The organism is Pseudomonas sp. NPDC077408, from assembly GCF_050269105.1.
GTDB lineage: Bacteria > Pseudomonadota > Gammaproteobacteria > Pseudomonadales > Pseudomonadaceae > Stutzerimonas.
This window is the reverse complement of record NZ_JBNNHS010000011.1, coordinates 129,294-153,622: the sequence shown is the minus strand read 5'-3', so window position 1 is coordinate 153,622 and position 24,329 is coordinate 129,294. Positions and strand designations below refer to the sequence as shown.

At 62.6% G+C, this 24,329-nt stretch carries 21 protein-coding genes and 1 pseudogene; 16 read left to right on the top strand and 6 right to left on the bottom strand.

The annotated features are described in order from the left end of the window. Positions 1-63: 63 nt before the first annotated feature. The 3 genes from ACQKEK_RS20975 to ACQKEK_RS20965 all read right to left on the bottom strand — a co-directional run bounded on the left by ACQKEK_RS20975 (position 64) and on the right by ACQKEK_RS20965 (position 3,250). On the bottom strand, positions 64-780 hold the full coding sequence (locus ACQKEK_RS20975; RefSeq protein WP_128121967.1) for a 3'-5' exonuclease: 717 nt from the start codon (positions 778-780) through the stop codon (positions 64-66). Next, positions 777-2,669 (bottom strand): DUF294 nucleotidyltransferase-like domain-containing protein, encoded by a 1,893-nt coding sequence (locus ACQKEK_RS20970; RefSeq protein ID WP_499143438.1) that lies wholly within the window; start codon positions 2,667-2,669, stop codon positions 777-779. Before ACQKEK_RS20970 ends, ACQKEK_RS20975 begins: the two co-directional genes overlap by 4 nt. A gap of 179 nt (positions 2,670-2,848) precedes the next feature. Next, positions 2,849-3,250, bottom strand: coding sequence for a DUF488 domain-containing protein (locus tag ACQKEK_RS20965; RefSeq protein WP_499143440.1), 402 nt, complete (start codon positions 3,248-3,250; stop codon positions 2,849-2,851). A gap of 196 nt (positions 3,251-3,446) precedes the next feature. Here ACQKEK_RS20965 and ACQKEK_RS20960 point away from each other — a divergent pair, with 196 nt between their 5' ends. The 16 genes and pseudogenes from ACQKEK_RS20960 (at position 3,447) to ACQKEK_RS20885 (ending at position 20,720) form a co-directional block, all read left to right on the top strand. Further along, the gene (locus ACQKEK_RS20960) at positions 3,447-3,800 is read left to right on the top strand and encodes a hypothetical protein (protein WP_499143442.1); all 354 of its coding nucleotides are present in this window, start codon (positions 3,447-3,449) and stop codon (positions 3,798-3,800) included. A 71-nt stretch (positions 3,801-3,871) separates the two neighbouring features. Next, the gene (locus ACQKEK_RS20955; RefSeq protein ID WP_499143443.1) at positions 3,872-4,312 is read left to right on the top strand and encodes a CopD family copper resistance protein; all 441 of its coding nucleotides are present in this window, start codon (positions 3,872-3,874) and stop codon (positions 4,310-4,312) included. A gap of 169 nt (positions 4,313-4,481) precedes the next feature. Further along, the gene (locus ACQKEK_RS20950) at positions 4,482-5,738 is read left to right on the top strand and encodes an acyl-CoA dehydrogenase family protein (RefSeq protein WP_499143445.1); all 1,257 of its coding nucleotides are present in this window, start codon (positions 4,482-4,484) and stop codon (positions 5,736-5,738) included. 431 nt (positions 5,739-6,169) lie between these two features. Further along, entirely contained in the window at positions 6,170-8,386 is a 2,217-nt protein-coding gene (gene nosR, locus ACQKEK_RS20945; protein WP_499143447.1) for a transcriptional regulator NosR, read from the top strand. Between the two features lie 31 nt (positions 8,387-8,417). After that, a complete protein-coding gene (gene nosZ, locus ACQKEK_RS20940) occupies positions 8,418-10,319 on the top strand; it encodes a TAT-dependent nitrous-oxide reductase (RefSeq protein WP_127838485.1) in 1,902 nt (633 codons plus the stop codon). Between the two features lie 65 nt (positions 10,320-10,384). Further along, positions 10,385-11,692, top strand: a complete 1,308-nt coding sequence (locus ACQKEK_RS20935; RefSeq protein ID WP_499143449.1) for a nitrous oxide reductase family maturation protein NosD — start codon at positions 10,385-10,387, stop codon at positions 11,690-11,692. Further along, a complete protein-coding gene (locus ACQKEK_RS20930; protein ID WP_046164053.1) occupies positions 11,689-12,615 on the top strand; it encodes an ABC transporter ATP-binding protein in 927 nt (308 codons plus the stop codon). The genes ACQKEK_RS20935 and ACQKEK_RS20930 overlap by 4 nt, the downstream gene beginning before the upstream one ends. Next, positions 12,612-13,439, top strand: a complete 828-nt coding sequence (locus ACQKEK_RS20925) for an ABC transporter permease (protein ID WP_046164054.1) — start codon at positions 12,612-12,614, stop codon at positions 13,437-13,439. The genes ACQKEK_RS20930 and ACQKEK_RS20925 overlap by 4 nt, the downstream gene beginning before the upstream one ends. Before the next feature lie 22 nt (positions 13,440-13,461). Then, positions 13,462-14,013 (top strand): nitrous oxide reductase accessory protein NosL, encoded by a 552-nt coding sequence (locus ACQKEK_RS20920; RefSeq protein WP_499143451.1) that lies wholly within the window; start codon positions 13,462-13,464, stop codon positions 14,011-14,013. Between the two features lie 32 nt (positions 14,014-14,045). Then, a complete protein-coding gene (tatA, locus tag ACQKEK_RS20915) occupies positions 14,046-14,228 on the top strand; it encodes a twin-arginine translocase TatA/TatE family subunit (RefSeq protein ID WP_177327110.1) in 183 nt (60 codons plus the stop codon). 611 nt (positions 14,229-14,839) lie between these two features. Beyond that, positions 14,840-16,030, top strand: coding sequence for an NnrS family protein (locus ACQKEK_RS20910; RefSeq protein ID WP_499143453.1), 1,191 nt, complete (start codon positions 14,840-14,842; stop codon positions 16,028-16,030). Between the two features lie 104 nt (positions 16,031-16,134). Then, positions 16,135-16,878, top strand: coding sequence for an SDR family NAD(P)-dependent oxidoreductase (locus ACQKEK_RS20905; protein WP_499143455.1), 744 nt, complete (start codon positions 16,135-16,137; stop codon positions 16,876-16,878). Between the two features lie 395 nt (positions 16,879-17,273). Continuing rightward, positions 17,274-17,552 (top strand): annotated as a pseudogene (locus ACQKEK_RS20900) (methyl-accepting chemotaxis protein); the annotation flags it as partial. Between the two features lie 27 nt (positions 17,553-17,579). Continuing rightward, entirely contained in the window at positions 17,580-18,017 is a 438-nt protein-coding gene (locus tag ACQKEK_RS20895) for a CZB domain-containing protein (protein WP_499167687.1), read from the top strand. Between the two features lie 286 nt (positions 18,018-18,303). Continuing rightward, positions 18,304-19,443: an HPP family protein gene (locus ACQKEK_RS20890; protein WP_499143457.1), complete on the top strand. Its 1,140-nt coding sequence runs from the start codon at positions 18,304-18,306 to the stop codon at positions 19,441-19,443. Between the two features lie 137 nt (positions 19,444-19,580). After that, complete coding sequence (locus ACQKEK_RS20885) at positions 19,581-20,720, top strand: HPP family protein (protein WP_499143459.1); 1,140 nt, start codon at positions 19,581-19,583, stop codon at positions 20,718-20,720. A 38-nt stretch (positions 20,721-20,758) separates the two neighbouring features. Here ACQKEK_RS20885 and ACQKEK_RS20880 read toward each other — a convergent pair whose 3' ends face one another. From ACQKEK_RS20880 to cobA, 3 genes are all read right to left on the bottom strand, one after another. After that, entirely contained in the window at positions 20,759-21,619 is an 861-nt protein-coding gene (locus tag ACQKEK_RS20880) for a LysR family transcriptional regulator (RefSeq protein ID WP_499143461.1), read from the bottom strand. 346 nt (positions 21,620-21,965) lie between these two features. Next, on the bottom strand, positions 21,966-23,459 hold the full coding sequence (locus tag ACQKEK_RS20875; RefSeq protein WP_499143462.1) for a cytochrome D1 domain-containing protein: 1,494 nt from the start codon (positions 23,457-23,459) through the stop codon (positions 21,966-21,968). Next, positions 23,450-24,295, bottom strand: coding sequence for a uroporphyrinogen-III C-methyltransferase (gene cobA / locus ACQKEK_RS20870; RefSeq protein WP_499143464.1), 846 nt, complete (start codon positions 24,293-24,295; stop codon positions 23,450-23,452). Before cobA ends, ACQKEK_RS20875 begins: the two co-directional genes overlap by 10 nt. Positions 24,296-24,329 lie beyond the last annotated feature (34 nt).

Genomic DNA, 24,329 nt, shown 5'->3' with positions numbered 1-24,329 from the left:
TCGGGCGCCCCGGCCGCCTGGCTGTTGATCCTAACCGGCGCGACGGTATGCGTTCCCGCCTTTTCAGTTCCAAAGATCGCCCACGGCGGTTGTCGACGGGTAGTGGAAGGCCGATTGCGCCTGCAACAGCTCGGCGGTTGCCAGGGCATCGGTCAGGGCATGGTGGGCCTGGTACAGCGGCAAACCATAGCGCAGGCGGCTGTCGGCCAGGCGGATGGATACGGGCCGCTGCGTGCTGAACACTCGGCGCAGCCAGCCTCGTCGGCGCGGATGCAGCCGTGCTTCCAGCTGCATGGTATCGATCACTGGAAATTGCAGACCTTCGCCCAGCAGGTGATGCACGGCCTGGTCGAGAAAGCGCCGCTCGATGCTGCGGTAATGCACCACCATGATCCTGCCAGCCATTTTCTCCAGCAGCTCGTCGAGCACGTGGGCCAGCCTCGGCGCGTTGCTGACATCCGAGTGCGTGATGTGATGAAAGGTGATCGACTGACTGCTCAGATCGCACACCGGCTTGACGACCCAGTAGCTGGCCTCGCGGCAGCGGATCCGCTGCAGATCGAAGGGCATCAGGCCAAGGCTGACGATCGAGTCGCGTTGGCTGTCCAGGCCGGTGGTCTCGACGTCCAGGGCGAGCAAGGGCACCTGCTCCAGTGGCGTGTCGGCACTGACCGTACCGGCCTCGTAGAAACGTACAAGGCGCGGGTCGCGGGCCGTTCGCGCGAGCTGGGCAAACACGGCTGGCCAGTCGGGCGCCGTACGAGATCCGCTACGTTTCATAGCGGCCGACTCGGAAGCTGGCCCGGGTAGCGGAAGCGCAAGAACTGCTGCGCATTGCTGAGCACCTGAAAGGCTGACTTGAGGTTGTGTCGTTCGTTGGCGTCAATCTGCTCCGGCTCTATGTAGTTATCCGGTTCGCGCCCCTCCAGCAAATCCGTGGCCTGATGGCGGATGCGCACGATGGAGAGGAATTCCAGGGCATTACGCAGCTGGGTGATGGCGTCTTCGGTCAACAGCTTGGTGGCGGCGATGGCCTCCAGGCGCTCCTGGGAGTTCTGGGCCTTGGAGCCGACCGCCAGGGCGTGCACCCGGATCAGGTCGGTCAGTGGCGCGGTGCCGCGTCCCTTGAGGTTGATGATGTTGTTCTGCTGGCCGTCCTTTTCCATCACGAAGGTGCGGAAGAACCCCAGCGGTGGAGTGCGGTTGAGCGCGTTGCGTGCAAGGGCGGCGAGAAACAGCGGGTTGCTACTGGCCTTTTGCGCGATCAGATCCTTGAGGCTTTCCACGAGTCCGGCCTCTCCGTAGGCGCTGCTGAGGTCGAAGAAGATCGAGCTGTTGAGCAGCGTTTCGGGGTTGGGCTGCTCGATCCACTGGGTGAAGTAGCTCCTCCAGACCCGCAGCGGTTGCCGCCACTTGGCGTTGCTCGCCATGATGCCGCCCTTGCAGTAGCTGTAGCCGCAGGCAGCCAGGCCGTCACTGACGAAGCTCGCCAGCTGCAGGAAATACTCGTCATGGATGCGCGGATCGAAACGGTTGTCGAGGACCAGGGCGTTGTCCTGATCGGTGACGATCAGTTGCTCGTCGCGCGCCATCGACCCCAACACCATGTAGCAGTAGGGCACTGGTGGCGGTCCCAGCCGCTGTTCGGCCAACTCCAGCAGGCGATGGGTAAGGCTGCGGCCGATGCCCGACATGGCGCTGCCGATCATGTGTGCCGTAGCTTCTTCGTTGACCATGCGCAGGAAGGTCGCGCGCAGGTCTGGCACCAACCCCTGCAGCTCGGCGACCGATTGCTTGTTGAAGATGCTGTTGACCAGATAGAGGCTGCTCTGCGATTCGTATTTGATGATGTCCGACAGGTTGATCACGCCGACCGGGCGCTGGCGATACATCACCGGCAGGTGATGGATGTTGTTGCGCAGCATGCTGAGCATGGCCTCGAACACCGAGTCGTCGGCCTGGATGGTGATCGGGTTGGGTGACATCACCTGATCGACCGGTGTGTCCAGCGGCAGCCCTTCGGCCAGCACCCGCGTGCGCAGGTCGCGGTCGGTGGTAATGCCGGTCATGACCTGGAGACTGGATGCGTCGGCTGTGTTCGGCGACGGACCGAGAATCACCAGCGAGGACACGCCATGCTCGGTCATTACCTGTGCGGCCTCTTGCACGCTGGTGCCAAGCGGCACGCTGACGGTGCGCCGAGTGACCAGCTTGCGGACCTTGATCTTCATCAGCTCGCTGGCCTTGCCCTGCGGCTCTTCCACCTTCAGGCGCGACTGGCCTTCGGCCTCGACAAAGTCGGCGAAAGCGTCATTGGCCTCGCACAGCTGCTCGAACAAAAGGCCGGGAATGAAGTAGATCAGGCTGTCTTCGATCGCCCGTGCCGGCAAGCGCACCTTGTGACCGCGCAACAGGCCGAACTGACCGAACACTTCGCCTTCGGAAAGGCGGTTGTACAGTTCGCCGTTGCGCCGGTAGATCTCCACGGCACCACTGCGGATGTAATGCAACTCCGAGATCGTCTCGCCGTAGCGAAGAATGTCGCTGCCGGCCTTGAAATAGCCGACCTCGACCTGTCGTGCGATTTCGTCGAGCGTGTCGTCCGGCAGACCGTCGAAGGGGGCGAAGCGACTCAGATGGTCGCGTATTTCGAGCAGCTCGACCTGCATGCGGGGGCTCCTGGCGGCACGCTGTTGATGCATTGAACCACATAGCCGTAGCGTCCAGCGTCAGCGTGCACGGGCGCACGTCGCAGGCAGGCAGCCGCGTGTCGTTCGTTGCGTGTATCCCTGCGCTGACGAGGCCTCGCGGGGGCGTCACGATGACGGCGCGACTGGCTCCCCAGCGATCAGGCCATCGGCTCGCCGGCATAACAGGTGGGCGATGTGGGTGCGCGGCGTCGCTCCAACTCCTCTTCCAACCATTCGACCAGCACCCGCGCATTGTTCTGCTGCTCGTCGCGCGCCGCGTAGACGAGTGTCAACTGGCCTCTGGCCGCAATATCCAGCAGCGGCCACCAATGCTCCGGTCGGCCCGCCAGTTCCCGCCGATAATCGTCTCGAAAGATCTCGAACGACAGCTTGCCGGCTTTGAAGGCGCGCCGCAGTTCGCTCGACGGCGCCAGCGCCTTGCACCAGTCATGCAGCGCCAGCGATTCCCTGGTCCGGTTGCGCGGCCATAGGCGATCGACCAGCACCCTGTGGCCGTCATCGGGTGCCGGCGGCTCATAGGCGCGTTTGCAGCGGATCATCGGTCCGTCTCCGATAACGCCGACAAATCGTATTCATTTCAGGGTTAAAAATAATCTTCATTGGGTAAAAATAACCTATATGGCCAGGGTCAAAAATACACAGATTTCTTTAAGTTATTGATCGTAAAGATATTAAAAAGCGGCACGCTTCGTGACTATCTACAGAGGAACGACACAACATACAACGGAGCATCGCATGAAAAATCTAGTCGCTTTGGTTACCTGCGCAACCCTGCTGACCACCTCGTTGGCTGGCGCCGACGAGGTGGTATCGGCGCGTGAGGATCGCGTCGTCGGTGGCGGTTTCGGTGGGCTCAGCGGGTTCATGCTGGGCGCAGCAGCCGGGGGACCCATCGGGGCGCTGATCGGCGGTGGCCTGGGCTACCTGGCCGGGCAGGGAGTGCAGGAGGCCGCCGGGCTGGAGCAAACCCTGTATGTGATCGAGAAGGACGATGGCGGTCGGGCGCGGCTGCGGACGTCGAACAACGACCTGGTCGCCGGACAACAGGTGCAGCGCGAGGGTGGCGAGCTGACAGCGCTGAATCGCTAGGGCCTTGTTCTGCCGATGCCGATGCCGGTGGCTTTGCTAGGCTGGCCTGCATCACAACCGAAGGAGCCGTGATGAGTTATTCCCTGTTGCATGTCATCCATCTGCTGGCGGCAATCTTCTTCATTGGCACCTTGTTCGTCGAGGTCGCGGTGCTCAGCCGCGTGCGCCAGCAGATCGAACCGGAGCTGATGCAGAAGGTCGACAAGGCAGTCGGTGCGCGGCTACGCGTGGTGCTGCATTGGGTCGTGCTGTTTGTCTATGGGGCCGGTATCGGTCTGGCCTGGTTTCACCGCCAGGCGTTGGCCGACCCATTCGCCAGCAGCTTCGCGACTTTGCTGTCGCTGAAGATCCTGCTGGCGGTTGGCGTGTTCTTTACTTTCGGCATGGTCGCCATGCTGCTGCGCAGCGGGCGGATGACGCCGGCGCGCTATCGGCGCATCCACTGGGCGATCTTTGCGCAGATGGTGGGGATCGTGCTGCTGGCCAAGGGGATGTTCTACCTGCACTGGTAAGGGAGGGTCTAGTGCATTGGCGCCTGGCGAACGATGACCTCGGTCAATGCTGACGCGCTATCAGTCACCGTGATTGGCGGCCGATTCAGCGGCTTTAGGCTCGTTCTTTTTCTGCCGCACCAGGCCTATGGTGAACGCATCCAGACCCGTCAGATCGCCGAGGTATCCGATGCATTTCGCCTATAGCCCACGTGTCGACGCGCTGCGTCAGCAGCTACTCGCGTTCATGGACCAGTACATCGTGCCACGTATTGGCGCCTGGCATGAGGAGGTCGCGGCCGGGGCCTATCCGGTTTCGTTCATGGAAGACCTGAAAGCCTTGGCGCGTTCCGAAGGCTTATGGAATCTGTTCCTGCCGTCACTAGGCGAAGATGAGCCGGGCATGGGCCTGAGCAACCTCGAGTACGCGCCGTTGGCGGAGATCATGGGCCGCGTGCACTGGGCGTCGGAGGTGTTCAACTGCAACGCGCCGGATACCGGGAACATGGAGCTGCTGCACATGTTCGCCACGCCGGAGCAGCGCCAGCGCTGGTTGAATCCCTTGCTTGACGGAGAGATCCGCTCGGCCTTCGCCATGACCGAACCGGACGTGCCGTCCTCCGATGCCACCAATATCCAGACGCTGATCCGCCGTGATGGCGACGACTACGTGATTAATGGACGCAAGTGGTTCATCACCAACGCCTCGCACCCCAACTGCAAGCTGCTGATCGTCATGGGCAAGACCGACCCGGATGCGGAAACCCATCAGCAGCAGAGCATGATTCTGGTGCCGTTCGACACGCCCGGTGTCGAGCTGGTCCGTAATATCCCGGTGATGAATCACCTGGCGCCGGAAGGCCACAGCGAATTGGTCCTGCGTAACGTGCGGGTGCCGGTAGCCAATCTGCTGGGCAAGGAGGGCGACGGTTTCATGATGGCCCAGGCGCGCCTCGGGCCGGGGCGTATTCACCACTGCATGCGCTCGATAGGCATGGCCGAGCTGGCGCTGGAACTGATGGTCGAGCGCTGCCAGGAGCGCAAGGCGTTCGGCAAGTATCTGCAGCAATACTCGAACATCGGCGACTGGATTGCCGAGTCGCGCATCGAGATCGAACAGGCGCGTCTGCTGGTGCTGAAAACCGCCTGGATGATTGACGAGGTCGGCGCCAAGGCGGCGCGCAAGGAGATCTCGATGATCAAGGCATTGGTGCCCAAAATGCTCACCAACGTTGCTGATCGAGCCATGCAGGTCTACGGCGCGATGGGCCTGACGCCGGACACGCCGCTGGCGGATATGTGGACCGGCGGCCGTGCCTTGCGCTTTGCCGACGGCCCCGATCAGGTGCATCTGCGAAGCATTGCGCGGATGGAGATCAAGGCCAGCGAAGCCAATCGTGGCGCGACGGCAGCCTACCTGACGCCGCCTGGGCGTCATGGCGCGTGACGGTTGTGGGTGGAGCAGCGTTCCGCCCGATCCCGAAGGGTCCCGACTTCGACCGCCTGCGCCTCACGCTTTAGTGCAGCAGGCGCATTCCCGCAGCGCGATGTACGGTCAATTGGTGGGCTGAAGACCGCCCTACGGCTCCTGTAGAGCAAGTTCGCGATGGTGAGCGTCTGCAAAGCCGTTTTCGCCGCACATTCGCCCATGGTTGCTTATAGACGGACGGGCTCGCCAGCTGCCGAATATAGCCATTGCCTGCGGCAGCGTTCGTAAGGTGTATAGGCACCTTCGCGAACCAGCGGCACCCACCTCCCTCCCGCATTGACATGGCTCAATGCAATCACAGGTACCGGCCAAGCTTGATATCAATCAAGGAGAGCGCCGGGCCTGCTCCCTACCATCAATCCATATTCGCAAACCTAAGTAGGTAGGCCATGACTTCCCGTTTCTCTTTCGCAGCTGGCACCAGAGGCGCATGGGAGCTCGGCTTTGTCCTGCTGCTGGCGCTGATGCTCAGTGTCTCCACCGTGCAGGCCAAGGGCTACGAGGTCGAGCAGCAGCGCATAGAGCAGTTCTTCCCAGGCGCCAGCGTCTCGGCCGCCGAGGGCGATTACCAGGTCCGCACCCTCTCGAAGGATGACGAGGTGCTGGGTTATGCCTTCCAGACCATCAACGTAGTCGATATTCCGGCCTACTCAGGCAAGCCGATCAATATGCAGGTGCTGCTCGATCCGCAGGGTGTGATCGTCGATGCCTATGTGCTCGAGCATCATGAGCCGATCCTGCTGGTCGGCATTCCGATTGAAAAACTTCATGCATTCACGGCCAAGTACGAAGGTATCAAGGTCGACCAGCGGGTCGTGGTCGGCCACTCCAGTGACGAGAAGGCGGTCACCATCGACGCGGTCACCGGCGCCACTGTCACTGTCATGGTGGTCAATGAAACCGTCATGCGCGCCGCTCGCGATGTTGCCGTGTCGCTTGGGCTGGTGGAGGACAAAGTCGGTGCGGCGCAAAAGCCGGCTACCGTCCGCGAGGATTATTACGAGCCCGCCAACTGGAGCGAACTGACGGGTAATGGCGCGATTCGCCGTCTGCACCTGACCAAGGGCGACATCGATCAGGCGTTCAAAGGCACCGAAGCCGAGGGCATCGACGAGGCGTCACCGGAAGAGGTCGACGAGACTTTCATCGACCTTTACGCCACCCACCTGAACCCGCCCACCATCGGCCGGGCCCTGCTTGGCGACGCTCACTACGCCGACCTGAAGGAGGAGCTCAAGCCAGGCGAGCACGCGGTCGCGGTCATGGCCAGCGGCGAATACTCCTTCAAGGGGTCGGGCTATGTGCGCGGCGGCATCTTCGATCGAGTGCAGCTGCGCCAGTTCGGCAACGTCATCAGCTTTCGCGACATGGACTTCCAGCGCCTCGACGACGTGTACGCCGAAGGCATGCCGGATTTCAGCGAAATGGCGGTGTTCATCGTCCGTGAGCATACGGCCTTCGATCCCGGTTCGCCGTGGACGCTGGAGTTGCTGGTGCGCCGCCAGACCGGCCCGATCAGCGGCATGTTCACCAGCTTCGAGCTGCCGTACCAGATGCCCGAGCAGTACATCGAGCGCCCGCAACCAACCGCCCAGGAGCTGGCTGCGGCCGAGGAGGCCAACCGGCCGATGTGGGTCACCATCTGGTACCAGCAGAGCTTCCAGATTGGCGTGATCCTGGCCGCGCTGCTTCTGCTGACCGTCATCCTCTTCATGCAGGACAAACTCACCCAGCACCCCAACTTCCTGAAGAAGCTGCGCCACGGCTACCTGATCTTCACCGTGGTGTTCATCGGCTGGTATGCCTTGGGGCAGCTGTCCGTGGTCAACGTGCTGACCTTCGTGCACGCCCTGGTGCAGGACTTCCGCTGGGAGCTGTTCCTTACCGATCCGGTGATCTTCATCCTCTGGGTCTTCACCGCCGCCAGCATTCTGCTCTGGGGCCGTGGGGTCTTCTGCGGCTGGCTGTGCCCCTTCGGTGCGTTGCAGGAGCTGATCAATGAGGCTGCTCGCAAGCTCAAGATCCGTCAGTACGATGTGCCCTTTGCGGTGCATGAGCGGCTTTGGGCAATTAAGTACATCGTGCTGCTGGTGCTGTTCGGCATCTCGTTGGAGTCGATGACGATGGCCGAGAAGGCCGCCGAGGTGGAGCCGTTCAAGACCGCCATCACCCTCAAGTTCGACCGCCAATGGTGGTTCGTCGCCTACGCCGTGGCCCTGCTGGCAATCAACATTTTCACCCGCAAGGTGTACTGCCGCTACGTCTGCCCGCTGGGCGCGGGGCTGGCGATCACGGGCCGCTTCCGCTTGTTCGACTGGCTCAAGCGGCGCAAGGAGTGCGGCAACCCCTGTCAGGTCTGTGCCAACGAATGCGAAGTCCAGGCGATTCATCCGGACGGGCACATCAATCACAACGAGTGCCACTACTGCCTCGATTGCCAGATGACCTATCACAACGAAAACAAGTGCCCGCCGCTGATCGTGAAGAACAAGCGCGCCAAGCGCGGCAAGAAAGCCCCAGCCGGCCCAACGCTGATTCCCGTAGTGCAAGTGGTAGACCCGCAGAGCGGCACGCCTGATCGCGAACGCTCGCAACCGATCGTTTGACCTGTCCGTACACGATAAGGAGCAACACCCCATGAGCGACAAGAGCAAGAACACCCCCGAAACGCTGGAAAAGAGTGGCTTTAGCCGCCGTGGCTTCCTGGGCGCCAGTGCCCTGACCGGCGCCGCCGTGGCAGCGACCGCATTCGGTGGCGCAGTCATGAGCCGTGAGACCTGGGCCGCAGCGGTCAAGGACGCGCAACAGAAGATCCACGTCGCACCGGGCGAACTGGACGACTACTACGGTTTCTGGAGCGGCGGTCACCAGGGCGAAGTGCGCGTGGTGGGCGTGCCCTCGATGCGCGAGCTGATGCGCATCCCGGTATTCAACGTCGATTCCGCCACCGGTTGGGGCCTGACCAACGAAAGCCGCCACATAATGGGCGAAAGCGCCAAGTTCCTGAACGGCGACTGCCACCATCCGCATATCTCCATGACTGACGGCAAGTACGACGGCAAGTACCTGTTCATCAACGACAAGGCCAACAGCCGCGTCGCGCGTATCCGTCTGGACATCATGAAGTGCGACAAGATGCTCACCGTGCCGAACGTACAGGCCATCCACGGCCTGCGCCTGCAGAAGGTGCCGCACACCAAATACGTATTCGCCAATGCCGAGTTCGTCATTCCGCACCCCAATGACGGCAGCAACTTCGACCTGCAGGCCGAAAGCGCTTACACCATGTTCAACGTCATCGATGCCGAGAAGATGGAAATGGCCTTTCAGGTCATCGTCGACGGCAACCTGGACAACACCGACGCCGACTACACCGGCAAGTACGCCGCCTCCACCTGCTATAACTCGGAGAAAGCCACCGACCTGGGCGGCATGATGCGCAACGAGCGCGACTGGGTGGTGGTGTACAACATTCCGCGCATCGAGGCGGCGATCAAAGCTGGCAAGTTCAGCACCGTCGGCGACTCGAAAGTGCCGGTGGTCGATGGCCGCGCCGGTTCGGAATTCACCCGTTACATCCCCGTGCCGAAGAACCCGCACGGCTGCAACACCTCGTCCGACGGCAAGTACTTCATCGCCGCCGGCAAGCTGTCGCCAACGGTCACCATGATCGAAATCGCCAAGCTCGATGACCTGTTCGACGACAAGCTGAAGGACCCGCGCGACGTGGTCGCCGCCGAGCCGGAACTGGGTCTCGGCCCGCTGCACACCACCTTCGACGGTCGCGGCAATGCCTACACCACGCTGTTCATCGACAGCCAGGTGGTGAAGTGGAACATGGCCGAGGCTGTGCGCGCCTACAACGGTGAGAAGGTCAACTACATCAAGCAAAAACTCGACGTGCAATACCAGCCGGGCCACCTGCATGCCTCGCTGACCGAAACCAGTGAGGCCGATGGCAAGTGGCTGGTGGCACTGTGCAAGTTCTCCAAGGATCGCTTCCTGCCGACCGGCCCGCTGCACCCGGAAAACGACCAGTTGATCGACATCTCCGGTGACGAAATGAAGCTGGTGCACGACGGCCCGACCTACGCCGAGCCGCACGATTGCATCCTGGCGCGTCGTGACCAGATCAAGCCGCAGAAGATCTGGAAGCGTGACGACCCATTCTTCGCACCGACGGTCGAGCGGGCGAAGAAGGACGGCATCAACCTGGAAACCGACAACAAGGTGATCCGCGACGGCAACAAGGTGCGGGTGTACATGACCTCGATGGCGCCGACCTATGGCATGACCGAGTTCACGGTCAAGCAGGGCGACGAAGTCACCGTAACCATCACCAACATCGACCAGATCGAAGACGTGTCCCACGGTTTCGTCATGACCAACCACGGCGCGAGCATGGAGATCAGCCCGCAGCAGACCGCGTCCATCACCTTTACGGCCGACAAGCCCGGCCTGCATTGGTACTACTGCAGCTGGTTCTGCCACGCGCTGCACATGGAAATGGTCGGCCGCATGCTGGTCGAGCCGGCGTAACACGACCGGGCGGGGGCAATCGCTCCCGCCTTTCACCTGCCTGGAAGCTGAAGAGGAACAACGCAGTGCTCAGATCTCAGGCGATATCAAGGTTCCAACCGCTGGCAGCGCTGCTGCTGGCCCTGTTCTGCGGGGTGGCCGTGGCGGCCCCGCAACCTATTTCAGCCCTGCCGCTCCAAGCGGAAGGGGGCAGCCGCTGGCGCTTACCGGCCGGCGAATACACCGGTCAGTTCAGCATCGACCAGCCCATGCAGCTGCGCTGCGAGCCCGGCGCCGTGTTGCAGGCGCAGGGCGAGGGCAACGGCCTGCTGATCGAGGCGTCCGATGTCACCGTCGAAGGCTGCACATTGCTTGATTGGGGCCGCGATCTCACCGCGATGAACGCCGCCATCTTCATCCAGCCAAAGGCGCAGCGCGTGGTGATCCGCGACAACCAGCTGCGTGGCCCCGGCTTTGGCATCTGGGTCGACGGCTCGAAAGACGTGAGCCTGATCGGCAACCAGATCGAAGGCGACACGAGCATTCGTTCCCAGGACCGCGGCAACGGCATTCACCTCTACGCCGTGAGTGGCGCGCGCATCATCGACAACCAAGTGCGTAACACCCGCGATGGCATCTACATCGATACTTCCAACGGCAATCACATCGAAGGCAACGTGCTGGAGGATCTGCGTTACGGGGTGCACTACATGTTCGCGAACGATAACAGCGTGATCGGCAACGTCACCCGTCGCACCCGTACCGGCTATGCACTGATGCAGAGCCGCAAGCTGGAGGTCATCGGCAATCGCTCCGAGGGGGACGAGAATTACGGCATCCTGATGAACTACATCACCTATTCGACCATCCGCGACAACGTCGTCAGCGACGTGCGCAGCGGCTCGACCGGCGACAGCATGATCTCGGGCGCCGAGGGCAAGGCGCTGTTCATCTACAACTCATTGTTCAACACCATTGCGGGCAACCGTTTCGAGAAAAGCGCGCTGGGCATCCACCTGACTGCGGGCTCGGAAGACAACCGCATCTCTGGCAACGCCTTCATCGACAATCAGCAGCAGGTCAAGTACGTGGCCACCCGCACTCAGGAATGGTCCATCGACGGCCGCGGCAACTATTGGAGCGACTACCTGGGCTGGGACCGCAACGATGATGGGCTGGGCGACGTCGCCTACGAGCCCAACGACAACGTCGATCGTCTGTTGTGGCTTTACCCGCAGGTGCGGCTGTTGATGAACAGCCCGAGCATCGAGGTGCTGCGCTGGGTTCAGCGGGCCTTCCCGGTCATCAAGTCGCCCGGCGTGCAGGACAGCCATCCGTTGATGAAGCCGCCAACCGATCCATTGATGCGCAAAACGCAGGAGCCAACGCCATGAGCGCTGTAGAGATCCAGGGCGTGAACCAGCGTTACGGCAGCATGACCGTGCTGCATGATCTGAACCTGACCCTCGGCGAGGGCGAGGTGCTGGGCCTGTTCGGCCACAACGGTGCCGGCAAGACCACTAGCATGAAACTGATTCTTGGCCTGCTCACGCCCAGCGAAGGGCAGGTGCGCGTGCTCGGTCGGGCGCCGCATGATCCCGAAGTCCGCCGCCAGCTGGGTTACCTGCCTGAGAACGTGACCTTCTATCCGCAGCTCAGTGGCCGCGAGACGTTGCGGCACTTCGCTCGGCTGAAAGGCGCAGCAGTGAAGCAGGTGGACGAATTGCTGGAGCAGGTCGGGCTGTCCCACGCTGCCGAGCGCCGGGTGAAGACCTATTCCAAGGGCATGCGCCAGCGTCTCGGCCTGGCTCAGGCGCTGCTCGGCGAGCCGCGTCTGCTATTGCTCGACGAACCCACGGTGGGGCTCGATCCCATCGCAACCGGCGATCTCTATGAGCTGATCGACCGGATGCGCCAACGCGGCACCAGCGTCATTCTCTGCTCGCATGTGCTGCCCGGCGTCGAAGCGCATATCAATCGGGCGGCGATTCTGGCCAAAGGTCAGCTACAGGCGGTCGGCAGCCTGGCGCAGCTGCGCGTCGAGGCGGGGCTGCCGGTGCGCATCCGCGCCAGTGGCATCGGCGACAGCGCCGGCTGGTTGCAGCGTTGGGGTGACGCGGGCCATAGCGCACGTTCGCTGGGTGAACATAGCGTCGAGGTGTCGGCCATCAATGGCCACAAACTGCCGTTACTGCGCGAATTGCTGGGCGAGGGCGAGCCGGACGATATCGAAATCCATCAACCATCGCTCGAAGACCTGTATCGCTACTACATGCAGCGCGCCGGCGACGTCCGCGCGGCGGAGGGCACGTTATGAACCAGATCTGGAACATCGCCCGCAAGGAATTCAGCGACGGTTTGCGCAACCGCTGGTTGCTTGCCATCAGCCTGCTGTTCGCGGTGCTGGCGGTGGGCATTGCCTGGCTCGGCGCAGCGGCATCCGGACAACTGGGCTTTACCTCGATTCCGGCGACCATCGCCAGCCTGGCGAGTCTGGCGACCTTCCTGATGCCGCTGATCGCACTGCTGCTGGCCTACGACGCCATTGTCGGCGAAGACGAGGGCGGCACCCTGATGCTGCTGCTGACCTACCCGCTGGGGCGCGGGCAGATCCTGCTGGGCAAGTTCGTCGGCCACGGGCTGATCCTGGCGCTGGCGGTGCTGATCGGTTTCGGCTGCGCGATGCTGGCCATCGCCGTGCTGGTCGAAGACATCGAAATCGGCCTGCTGCTTTGGGCCTTTGGCCGCTTCATGATCTCTTCGACGTTGCTCGGTTGGGTGTTCCTCGCCCTGGCGTATGTGCTGAGCAGCAAGGTCAGCGAGAAATCCAGTGCGGCCGGCCTGGCGCTTGGCGTGTGGTTTCTCTTCGTGCTGGTGTTCGACCTCGTCTTGCTGGCGCTGCTGGTGCTCAGTGAGGGCAGCTTCAGCCCCGAAGCGCTGCCGTGGCTGCTGCTGCTGAACCCGGCCGACATCTACCGTTTGATCAATCTGTCCGGCTTCGAGGGCGGCAATGCCATGGGCGTGCTGTCGCTGGGTAGCGAGCTGCCGATGCCAACCGCCGCGCTCTGGTTGTGCCTGTTGCTGTGGGTGGGTGTTTCACTGCTGCTGGCCTATGGCGTGTTCCGCCGTCGTCCCGCATGACCATGAGAAGGAAACTGTAACGATGAATGCGCTATACAGAGTGTCACGCGTCCTGATCACCGCTGCGATGGTGCTAGCCTTGGCCGGTTGTAATGAGGCCGAGCAGAGCGAGCAGCTGCTCGAGCCGGTGGCCTTTCACAACAGCGATGAATGCCATGTCTGCGGCATGGTGATCAGCGATTTCCCGGGGCCCAAGGGGCAGGCGGTGGAGAAGGGCGGGGTACGTAAATTCTGTTCCACCGCGGAGATGCTCGGCTGGTGGCTGCAACCGGAAAACCGCATGCTCAACGCCAAGCTCTACGTGCACGACATGGGCCGCTCCACCTGGGAGCACCCTGATGACGAATACCTGATCGATGCCACCAGCGCCTACTATGTCGCGGGTACATCGCTCAAGGGGGCCATGGGCGTGGTGCTGGCAACCTTTGCCGACGAGTCTGCGGCCAAGGGACTGGCCGCCATGCATGGCGGCCGCGTGCTGCGATTCGAGGACATCGACCAGTCGGTGCTTCAGCAAACCTCCGACATGTCACACGACATGCCCGGTCATCAACAAGCTCACGCCGGTCACTAGACCGCAACCTACCACTCGATGAGGTAACTGAAATGATGGGTATCAGCATCTGGCAACTTCTGATCGTTCTGCTGATCGTGGTCATGCTGTTCGGCACCAAGCGCCTGCGCGGTCTTGGCACGGATCTGGGTGGCGCGATCAGCGGCTTTCGCAAATCCATGAGCGACGGCGAAAGCGCGGCGTCGACCGAAACGGTCAAGCACGAGCCGAAATAGCGATCCGCTTCCCTCGCGCCACAGCTGACGTAGGGTGGGCTTCAGCCCACCGGGGCGGTTGGTCGGCCGCAGAGGGCGAGACGGGGTGGAAGCATCTGGTGGGCTAAAGCCCACCCTACGGGTGCGTCCGGCTGGGCCATGGTGATGTACCGGCGGATGTAGGGTGGATGTCGCTTTTTACATCCACCGTGACTCGGTTTGGTTCCGTGGATCAATGAAGCGTGATCCATCCTACGGGCCTACAGGAAGCGGCGCGTGTTCGCCCGCTGTTCACGAAGCTGACTCAACATCGGTACGCTTTTCGTAGGAGCGAGCTTGCTCGCGATCATGGCTCGGCGTCCGCCTGGTGCCGGTTGCCTGGGCGAGTGTGGATCGCCAGCAAGCTGGCTCCTACTGAGCCGGTGCGTTCGACGCGCTGGGTCTGAGCTCGTAGAGACCTGCCGACTGTCGCAGCCCGGCGTTCTCAACTGAAAAGATGATTGCAATCAAGTCTGCCAAAGCCCCCAACCCTGTAAAAAGTAGGCCTGGCTCCGCGATTCCGGAGCGATCACTGTTCTGACCGGCAGGGCTTTGCGCCTCCAGGCAGATACGAGCAAGCTCAGGAGGCCTTTGTGCAAGTTATCGATCGGCGAAAAGCCTTGAGTATCCCGCCCGTGTGGCGGCTCGCCTTTCGCCCGTTTTTTCTCGCCGGCAGCCTCTTCGCGCTGCTCGCTATTCCCTTGTGGATCGCTGCGTGGACTGGCCTCTGGCCGGGCTTCCAGCCGACCGGCGGCTGGTTGTCCTGGCACCGCCACGAAATGCTGTTCGGCTTTGCCATGGCTATCGTTGCCGGCTTTCTGCTCACGGCGGGGCAGACCTGGACCGGTCAGCCTGGCGTATCGGGCAAGAGGCTGATGGCGCTGGCGGTGGTCTGGCTGCTGGCGCGTCTCGGCTGGTTGTTCGGGCTGCCGTTGGCGCTGCTGATTCCGCTCGATCTGCTGTTCATGCTGGGTGTAACCGGGCTGATGGCGCGCATGCTCTGGGTGGCCAGGCAGAAGCGCAACTACCCGATCATCGCCGTGCTCGGCCTGATGACGGCCGTCGATGTGCTGGTGCTCTGTGGCATCGCGCTGGGCGATGATGGTCTGCAGCGCCAAGGCGTGCTCGCTGGGCTTTGGCTGGTGGCGGCGCTGATGGCCATCATCGGCGGACGCGTGATTCCTTTCTTCACCCAACGCGGCCTCGGTCACACCGAAGCGGTCAAGCCGTGGCTCTGGCTGGACGTGGCATTGCTGGTGGGCACCGGTCTGATCGCTGCGCTATACACCGCCGGCGTTGCCTTGCAACAGAACCTCGGGCTCGGCGTGCTGTTTCTCGCCATTGGCGCCGGGCATCTGCTGCGGCTGGCGCGCTGGTACGACAGCGGCATCTGGCGCGTGCCGTTGTTGTGGTCGCTGCACCTAGCCATGCTCTGGCTGGTGATCGCCGCAACCGGGTTGGCGCTGTGGAATTTCGGTCTGCTGGACAGCTCCAGCTCGTCGTTGCACGCGCTGTCGGTCGGTTCCATGGGCGGCTTGATCCTGGCCATGATTGCTCGCGTCACGCTCGGGCATACCGGCCGGCCGTTGCAGCTGCCGTCCGGTATCGTCAGCGCCTTCGTATTGTTCAACGTCGGTGCGGCCTCGCGGGTGTTTCTGGTTACCGAATGGCCACTGACTGGCCTGTGGCTTGCCGCGATCTGCTGGACGCTGGCGTTCGCCCTGTATGCCTGGCGCTATGCACCGATGCTGGTCACCACGCGGGTCGATGGCCACCCAGGCTAGACGCTGAACAAACCTCTTATCCCGCCACCCCCTAAAGAAATGCTGCCTGCCCATTCCGGGACGGGCAGCCTGCGGCCCGGCGATTGCCGGCATCGGAGATGATGATGAAAAATGAATTCAATGAACGCCTGGCCGTCGTCACCGGTGCCAGCTCGGGTATTGGGTTGGCGCTGTGCACCGCACTGCTGCAGCGTGGTGCGCGGGTATTGGCCATGTCGCGCAGCTTGGGCGGTTTGGCGCAGTTGATGGAAACCTATCCGGAGCACCTGCACTGGGTCACCGGCGACGTGACCTCAGCGAACGACCTGCAGCTGCTGGCGCGTCGGGCTGCCGAACTGGGGCCGGTGGACTATCTGGTGCCGAACGCGGGCATCGCCGAGCTGGGCGACAGCCTCGATGTGGCCTGTTTCGAGCGCCAGTGGGCCGTCAATGGAGCCGGCGCCCTGAATACGCTGGGGGCGTTGCGTGCCGAGCTGGCCAAGCCCGCATCGGTGGTGTTCGTCGGCACCTTCCTGACGCGCAGTACCTTCCCGGGGCTGGCGGCCTATATCGCCAGCAAAGCCGCACTGGTCGCACATGCTCGCACCTTGGCGGTGGAGTTCGCTCCGCTGAATGTGCGCATCAATGTGGTCTCTCCGGGTCCGACTGCCACCGCGATCTGGGGCACGCTGGGGCTGCCCGATGAGCAACTCGAACAGGTGGCCGAAGGCGTCACTCAGCGTTTGCTTCCGGGACATTTCCTCGAGTCCTCTGCGGTGGCCAACGTCATCCTGTTCCAGCTCTCGCAGGGCGCCCGTGGCGTCTACGGCCAGGATTGGGTGGTCGACAACGGCTACACGCTTCACTGAACTCCGCGAGGCAGACCATGTTTTTCAGATGGAAACGAGCCGCCCGCGATCTGCAGCTGAAGCATGATCGGCTGCAGCAAACCTGCGCGGAGCAAGCCGCGCGTATCGCAGTGCTGGAGGCACAGGCAGCCGCTGCCAGCGCCGCCAGTGCCGCCGGGCAACGCCAGCTGGACTATTACCGCGGCGTTGCGGGCAATCTGGTCCGCTTCAGCCATTCGGTCGAGCATCTGGGCGACTCGTTCGAATACCTCACTGGCCAGCTCAGCGAAAACCGCACGCAGGCCGAGCAGGTTGCTGACGCCGCGTTGAGCAATCAGCAGCATTTCGGCGAGCTACAGAACAAGGCGGTCGAGATGGAGAACGGGCTCAGCCAGGCTTCGCAGCAGGTCGACGCCCTTGCGGCCCATTCGCAACAGATCAACGGCATCGTCGATCTCATCAGCGGTATCGCCAGCCAGACAAACTTGCTCGCCCTCAATGCGGCCATCGAGGCGGCGCGGGCGGGTGACGCCGGTCGCGGCTTCGCTGTGGTTGCAGGGGAAATCCGCAGCCTGGCAGAAAAGACCGCATTGGCTACTGCTGATATCGTTCAAGAGATCACCCAGGTGCAGGCCGAGATCGCCAGCGTTCACGCTTATATCCAGGTGCAGGGTGGCCTCGCGCAGGGGTTCAGCCGTACCACCGAACGGGCCGTGGCGGCCATGCAGCACCTGCATCAGTTGGCCGGCAATATGCGCCACGGGATCGAGCGTTCCTCGTTCCGTGCGGGCATCGAGTTGGCCAACCTCGATGAGCTGTCGCTCAAGTTCGTCGTCTACAACCAGGTCCTCGGTTCGGGCAACCAGCAAGCGCCGGTTCTGCCAAGCGAGCGTGAGTGTCGCTTCGGTCGCTGGTACTACGGGGAAACCAGTCGCGGCATGCACCGGCTGGAGCATTTTCGGCAGATCGAGCGTCCGCACACGGCTGTCCATCATCAGGGGCAGCAGGCTATCGAGGCGTTTCGTCAGCAGGCACTGGAAGACGCGCTCCGCCATATGAGCGAGATGGAGGACGCCAATCTCGAGGTGATGCGCATCGTTTCAGCGCTGATCGGTGAGCAGGAAAAACAGTCGCGGCCTGCTATCAGCCAAGCGTGTTAGCACACTCGGTAAGCCATATTTCCGGGTTTCTAACCGACCGATCGCGTCAGGGCTAGCCTGTTGCTGCAGATAAGGCACGCTTGGCGGAAATTTTGATAACAAAAATACTGCAGCAAAGAATCAATACTATTCATTAGTGTTGGGTCCGGCGCGCACCGACAATGTGCGCCCGATTCGTCCGGTGCCCTTATTTGAGGCATCGGACCTCCTTTGATTGACTGACACGGCCCGTCATGCAAGCGGTTGGGTGTGGAGGCGATCAACAGACTCAACGCAAGCAGGAACCATGCAGGAACGCCTTTTAGACTGGTGTCGATCCTTTGCGCCCGTGCCTTTATCGGCGCGACCCGCTGAATGGCTGCGTGCCGCAACGGGCATCGGCTTGGCGTTGTTGCTGGTCATCCCGTTCAGCGCCTGGGTGTTCGGAATTTCTGTAACCCTGCCGCTGGCTGCGCCAGCGGCTGCGTCCGCGGTGTTACTGTTCGCGGCCTCGTCGAGCCCCTTCGCCCAGCCATGGTCGGTGATCGGCGGCAATCTGTTGGCCGCTGCCATCGGTATTGCGCTGGGTGCCAGCCCCTTGCCTGTGGCGATGGCGGCCGGCCTGGCCGGGGCGCTGGCGATCATCTGCCTGTTCGGCTTGCGCTGCCTGCATCCGCCGGGTGCGGCGCTGGCGCTGGTGGCGGTGGTCGGCAGCCCGGAGCTGCACGCCTACGGGTTCCAGTTGCTCTTCCCGGTAGCGTTCAACTCGTTGCTGCTGGTGGTGGTGGCGCTGCTCTACAACAATCTCAGCGGACATGCCTACCCCAAGCCGCGCCCGCAGAAAGGCAACACTCATCACACCCATGACCCGTTGCCCAGCGAGCGCATGAGCTTCAGGGATGACGACGTGGAGCGGGCGCTGGCCGAGTTCGGTGAATACGTCGACGTCACCCGGGATGATCTGGCACAGCTGATCAAACAGACCGAAAAGCATGCGTTGCGACGCAGCATGGGCGAGATAACCGCCGCCGATATCATGTCCCGCGATCTTTACTGGGGCACCCCGGACTGCTCCATTCAGCGGGCCTGGCAGAGCCTGCGCGAGCATCGTCTGCATTCGTTGCCGGTGGTCAAGGGCGAGAGCCGTGAGCTGCTCGGCATCGTCACGCTGGTCGACCTGCTCAAACATCTGCGCTCGACGCCGGCGCGTCTGCATCTCAGCCAACTGAAACGCGCAGGCGGCGCTCGGCTGCGCTCGATCATGAGTACGCCGGTGGTCACGGTTAACCCGGATACGCACATGGTCGATCTGGTGTTTTTACTTTCCGATAAGGGCCTGCACTGCCTGCCGGTGGTGGACGCCGAGCAGCGCCTGGTCGGCATGATTACCCAGACCGATCTGATCGCGGCGCTCTATCGGAACTGGCTGAAACACTTGCCCGACTGAAGCGCCCACAACCTGCCGGGATGACGCCTGATTGGCAGTGGTCTATCGCGCCCTGCATCGCAGCCCGCGGAAGGCACTGCCGGAACCTGTGGCATAGTCGCAGTGCCTGAGTGCTATACCCCTTCCAAGCCGAGCCCATGCAAGACCCTTTTAACGACTGGCTGCGATCCTTCTTTCCGGTGCCATTGAGCGTGGGGCCGAAGGAATGGCTGCGCGCGGTGATCGGCGTGGGTCTGGTGGTGTTGCCAATGGTTTCCATCGGTCTTTGGTTGTTCGGCGGCCCGGTCACGCTGCATATCGTCGCGCCAGCCGGCGCCTCGGCGGTGATCCTCTTCAGTGCATCGTCCAGTCCCTTCGCCCAACCCTGGTCAGTGCTCGGTGGCAACCTCATTGCGGTGACCATTGGCATCGCGCTGGGCGCCAGTGCCTTGCCCACGGTGGCAGCGGCGGTCCTGGCCGTGTGCCTGGCCATCGCCTGTCTGTTCCTGCTGCGCTGCATGCATCCGCCAAGCTGTGCGCTGGCGATGGTCGCCGCCATCGGCGGGCCGGGGATCAGCGAGTTGGGGTATGGCCTGCTGATCCCGGTGGCCTTCAACTCGCTGCTGCTGATTGCCGCTGCGCTGGTCTACAACAACCTCACGCGCCATCCCTATCCTAAACCGCGCACGGCCAGTGGCACAGAGCAGACTGGCAGCGTCCCGCTGGGTGAGGAGCACATGAGCTTCACCAGCGATGACGTGGACCGTGCGCTGGAGGATTTCGGTGAGTACGTCGACGTCACTCGCGACGATTTGGTGGACTTGATCAAACGCACCGAGACTCATGCCATTCGCCGCAGCATGGGTACCGTCACCGCTGCCGACATCATGTGCCGCGAGTTGCACTGGGTCGACCCAGCGGCCCGGATGCGTCAGGCCTGGGATGTCGTGCGTCGGCACCGTCTGCATTCGCTGGCCGTGCTTGAACCGGGCAGCGGCAAGCTGGTGGGCATCCTCACCCTGACCGATCTGCTGCAGCACTTCGAGCCCAGCCCGTCACGGCTCAACCTGCGGCGGCTGACGTTCGGCCGTGAGGTGCGAGTGGAGGGGATCATGAGCGCGCCGGTGGTCTCGGTGCATGAAGACGCGCATCTGGCCGATCTGGTCCATTTGCTGGCCGACCGCCGCATGTCTTGCTTGCCCGTCGTCGACGCCGAGCAGCGCCTGGTCGGCATGATCACACAGAGCGATCTGGTCGCCGGGCTGTACCAGAACTGGATGAAGCGGCTCAGCAGCTGAGGCGTCGTTGTCCTGGCGTTTTGTCTGGATTCGTCCGGCTAGATTTCATAGTTCCAGCGCGACCAGTCGTATTCCTCTTCGGCAGCTTCTCGCAGCAGCGCAACAGCACGCTGCAACGCCGGCGACTCGGCGGCATGCGGGTACACCAGGTATACCGGGTAGCTGAACTCGGGCGCCTGCTCGACCCGTTTGAGCACGCCTTCGTCAAGGTAGCGTTGGACCACCCGCGTGCGGAAGTAGCCGCGACCGCCATGCTGCAGCAGAAACTGCAGCGCCAACGGGCCGAGACTGAAGGAAAGCGCGGTGCGGATGTGCTCCGGCAGGGCACGGTCATGCTGACTACGAAACGCCGGGCCCCAGTCAACGTACAGATAAGGCTCGGGGATGTAGCTGTGAACCACCTGAATCAGCTTTTCTTCGAGCAGCTGCTCGACCTGCAGCCCAGGCCAGTACTCGGGCTGATGCACCAGCGCCGCATCCAGCACGCCGAGGCCTAGCTGCTTCTGCAGCTCCTCGCCACTGGCCACCTCGTTACGAAAGGCATGGTCGGGCATCATCTGGCGCAGGCGCTGGACCCAGGCCAGCATCAATGGGTTACACAGGCTGATTTCGGCGCCCAGCGACAGCAGCTTGTCATAGCCGCGCGGCAGGGGCAGCTCACGTCGGGCGGTTTCCCAGGTCTGCACCAGCTGGGTGGCATAGGTGACGAAACGCTCGCCGTCGCTGGTCAACCGCGCACCGGCGCGGTTGCGCACGAACAGCCGGCAGCCGAGCTGCGTTTCGAGGCTGCGCACCCGTGCAGTGACTGCGGTCTGGGTGATATGCAGCCGCTCGGCCGTGGCGACGAAGCTGCCACTGCGAATGATCTCGAGAAAGGTGCGGGCGAGATCGATATCCATGGGCTGCTCATATCAAAGGGGTTGATATGAAAGCAGGTTGGAATGAAAGATAAAAGCCGAAAGGGGGTTCCAGGCTGGACAGTTGGGGGTAATAGCACTCGAGGTTTGGGTCGGGCGGTGTTGCGCTTCAGCTGTCTTGCGCGCTTTTGTGCGCCTCTTGGTGGGCTGAAGCCCACCCTACTTGGTGGAGGTAATCGCGAGCTTTGTGGGTTGGGCGGCTTTGCGCTTCGGTCCTCCGGGGGCGTTTCCTGCTCGCTCATGGTGGGCTGAAGCCCACCCTACTTATTGGGCGAAAATCCGTGCAGGTTGACGCCGATCCTCCAGACGCTTTTATCGTCGTTTGCCTTTAGTGCGACGTGCCTTCGGCATACTCGATCTTGTTGCCGACGTTGTACTTGCCGGACGGCTTGTTCATCGGAATGCGCTTGATCTCTTTCAAGGTCTTGGCGTCATAGACGATCAGCGCGCCATCGGTGTCCCAGACGCTAAGCAGCGCGTAGCGACCGTCGTTGGTGAACTCGACATGTGCAGCATTCTTCCCAGGCATCGGCCGCAGCGTATGGGCGACCTCCAGGGTTTGCTTGTCGATCAGATGCACCGCATCGTTGTTGGGGCCGAAGAATACGTCGGTCCAGGCGTAGGGTGAGTTGAGGTGGCTGCGCATGAAGAACCCCGGCCCTTCGGTGGGAATTTCCTTGATCAGTTTCCAGCTCTGCAGATCGAGCACCGAAATCAGACCCTTGCTTACGTTGGGCGTGGCGAATACCCAGTTGCCGCCGCGTTTCCAGTAGATGCCCGAGCCCAGGTGCGGCATGCCCGGCAACGGAATGTCAGTGACCGCCTTGCCGGTATCGAGATCGATGACCTGCCCGCCGAGTGCCTTGCGCGAGGTGGCCAGCAGATAGCGGTAATCCGGCGTGAACGAGAAGTCGTCAAGGAAGTCGGCAGCCTCGATGCGCCGTGGCTGGAAATCCGGCTTGCCGGCGTAGGAAATTTCCCAGGCTTCTTTCACGTCTTTCAGCGCCACCACGAAGCTGTCACGCGGCGGTGCGGTGTAAACGGCACTGACCCGCGATTGGGTGCCGTCTGCGCCAAGGGTCGGGATGTGTTTGACCAGAGACAGATCGCGTGCATCCAGCAAGACCAGATTACCCGGCAAGTAGTTGCCCACCAGCACCCAGCGCCCGTCGTTGCTTACGGCCAGGTTGCGGGTATTCAGCCCGGCCCGTACCTCGGCGATCATGGTCAGGTTGTGCAGGTCGTACACACTGATCCAGCCGTCCCGCGAGGCGAAGTAGACGAAGCGGCCATCCGGCGAGAACTTCGGTCCGCCGTGCAGGGCGAAGTGTGACTGGAAGTTGGCCAGCTCCTCGAAGCGATCGCCGTCCAGTACGCGCACGTGATGGTTGCCGGCCTCGACCACGACGAACAGGTTGAGCGGATCGGCGCTGTGCTGCGGTGTGCTCGGCAGCGTGTCGACGTCGGTGAGGATGCGATGGCTGGCGCGGATGTCGGCATCGCTCCAAGTTGGTGGGGTGGCGGCCGGTTGGTAGAGGTAGCTGACCAGCGCATCGATTTGCGCAGGGTTCAGGCGATCACCGAATGCGGCCATCTGGCTGGCCGGACGGCCGTTTTGAATCACCGCGCGCGCTTCATCTGGTTTGATTCGGCTGAGGCTCTCGGGTAGCAACGCAGGCCCGGCCCCGCCTAAACGATTGGCACCATGGCAGCTCTGGCAGTGTTGCTCATAGAGCACGCCGGCCTGCTCCAGCGACACGGCCTCCGGGGCGGCCTGAACGGCCCCGCAGAGCATGAGCAGGGCGAAGGGGATCAGTCGCATAACGCCTCCAGAACCGCTTCCTGTGAGCTGTGCTCGGCACATAGGCGCGCCGGAAACTCCAATGATTGATTGGCGAACAGGCCGACCACTTGCCCTATCACGGTCAGGGTAGGGGGTTTCAGTTGTTGTGCCTGGGCCATCGAGGGCAGCTGTTTCAGTGTGCAGCGCACCACCCGCTGATCGGCGCGGGTACCGTTGCCGATCAACGCGGCGGGGGTGTCGACCGGCAGGCCGGCGGCAATCAGGTTGCGCGAGATCTCGCCAAGGCTGGCCAGGCCCATGTAGAACACCAGGGTCTGCTTGCCCTCGACCAGGCTACTCCAGGGCAGCTGCAGGGCGCCGTCTTCCTGCAGGTGACCGGTGATGAACTGACAGGAATGCGCCAGGTCGCGGTGAGTCAGCGGAATCCCGGCATAGGCGCTGCAACCCGCTGCGGCGGTAATGCCTGGCACCACCTGACCGTTGATGCCACGGGCGAGCAGGTATTCGAGTTCTTCGGCGCCGCGGCCGAAGATAAAGGGGTCGCCGCCCTTGAGGCGCACCACGCGCAGGTTCTGCTGCGCCAGATCCACCAGCAGCTGATTGATCTGCGGCTGCGGCAGACTGTGGTAGCCGCTGGTCTTGCCGACGTAGTGGCGTGCGCAGCGCTCAGGTATCAGCTTCATCAGATCGTCGCTGACGAGGCGGTCGTAGACCACGGCATCGGCTTGCTGGAGCAGGCTCCAGGCACGCAGGGTGAGCAGGCCCGGGTCGCCGGGGCCGGCGCCGACGAGCGCGACTTCGCCCGGGGCCAGGGTCGCGCCAAGGGAAGCGGGGAGAGTGGTTGGCTGATCCATGCGAACTCCTGAGAATCTCATCGGGCTGGCGGTA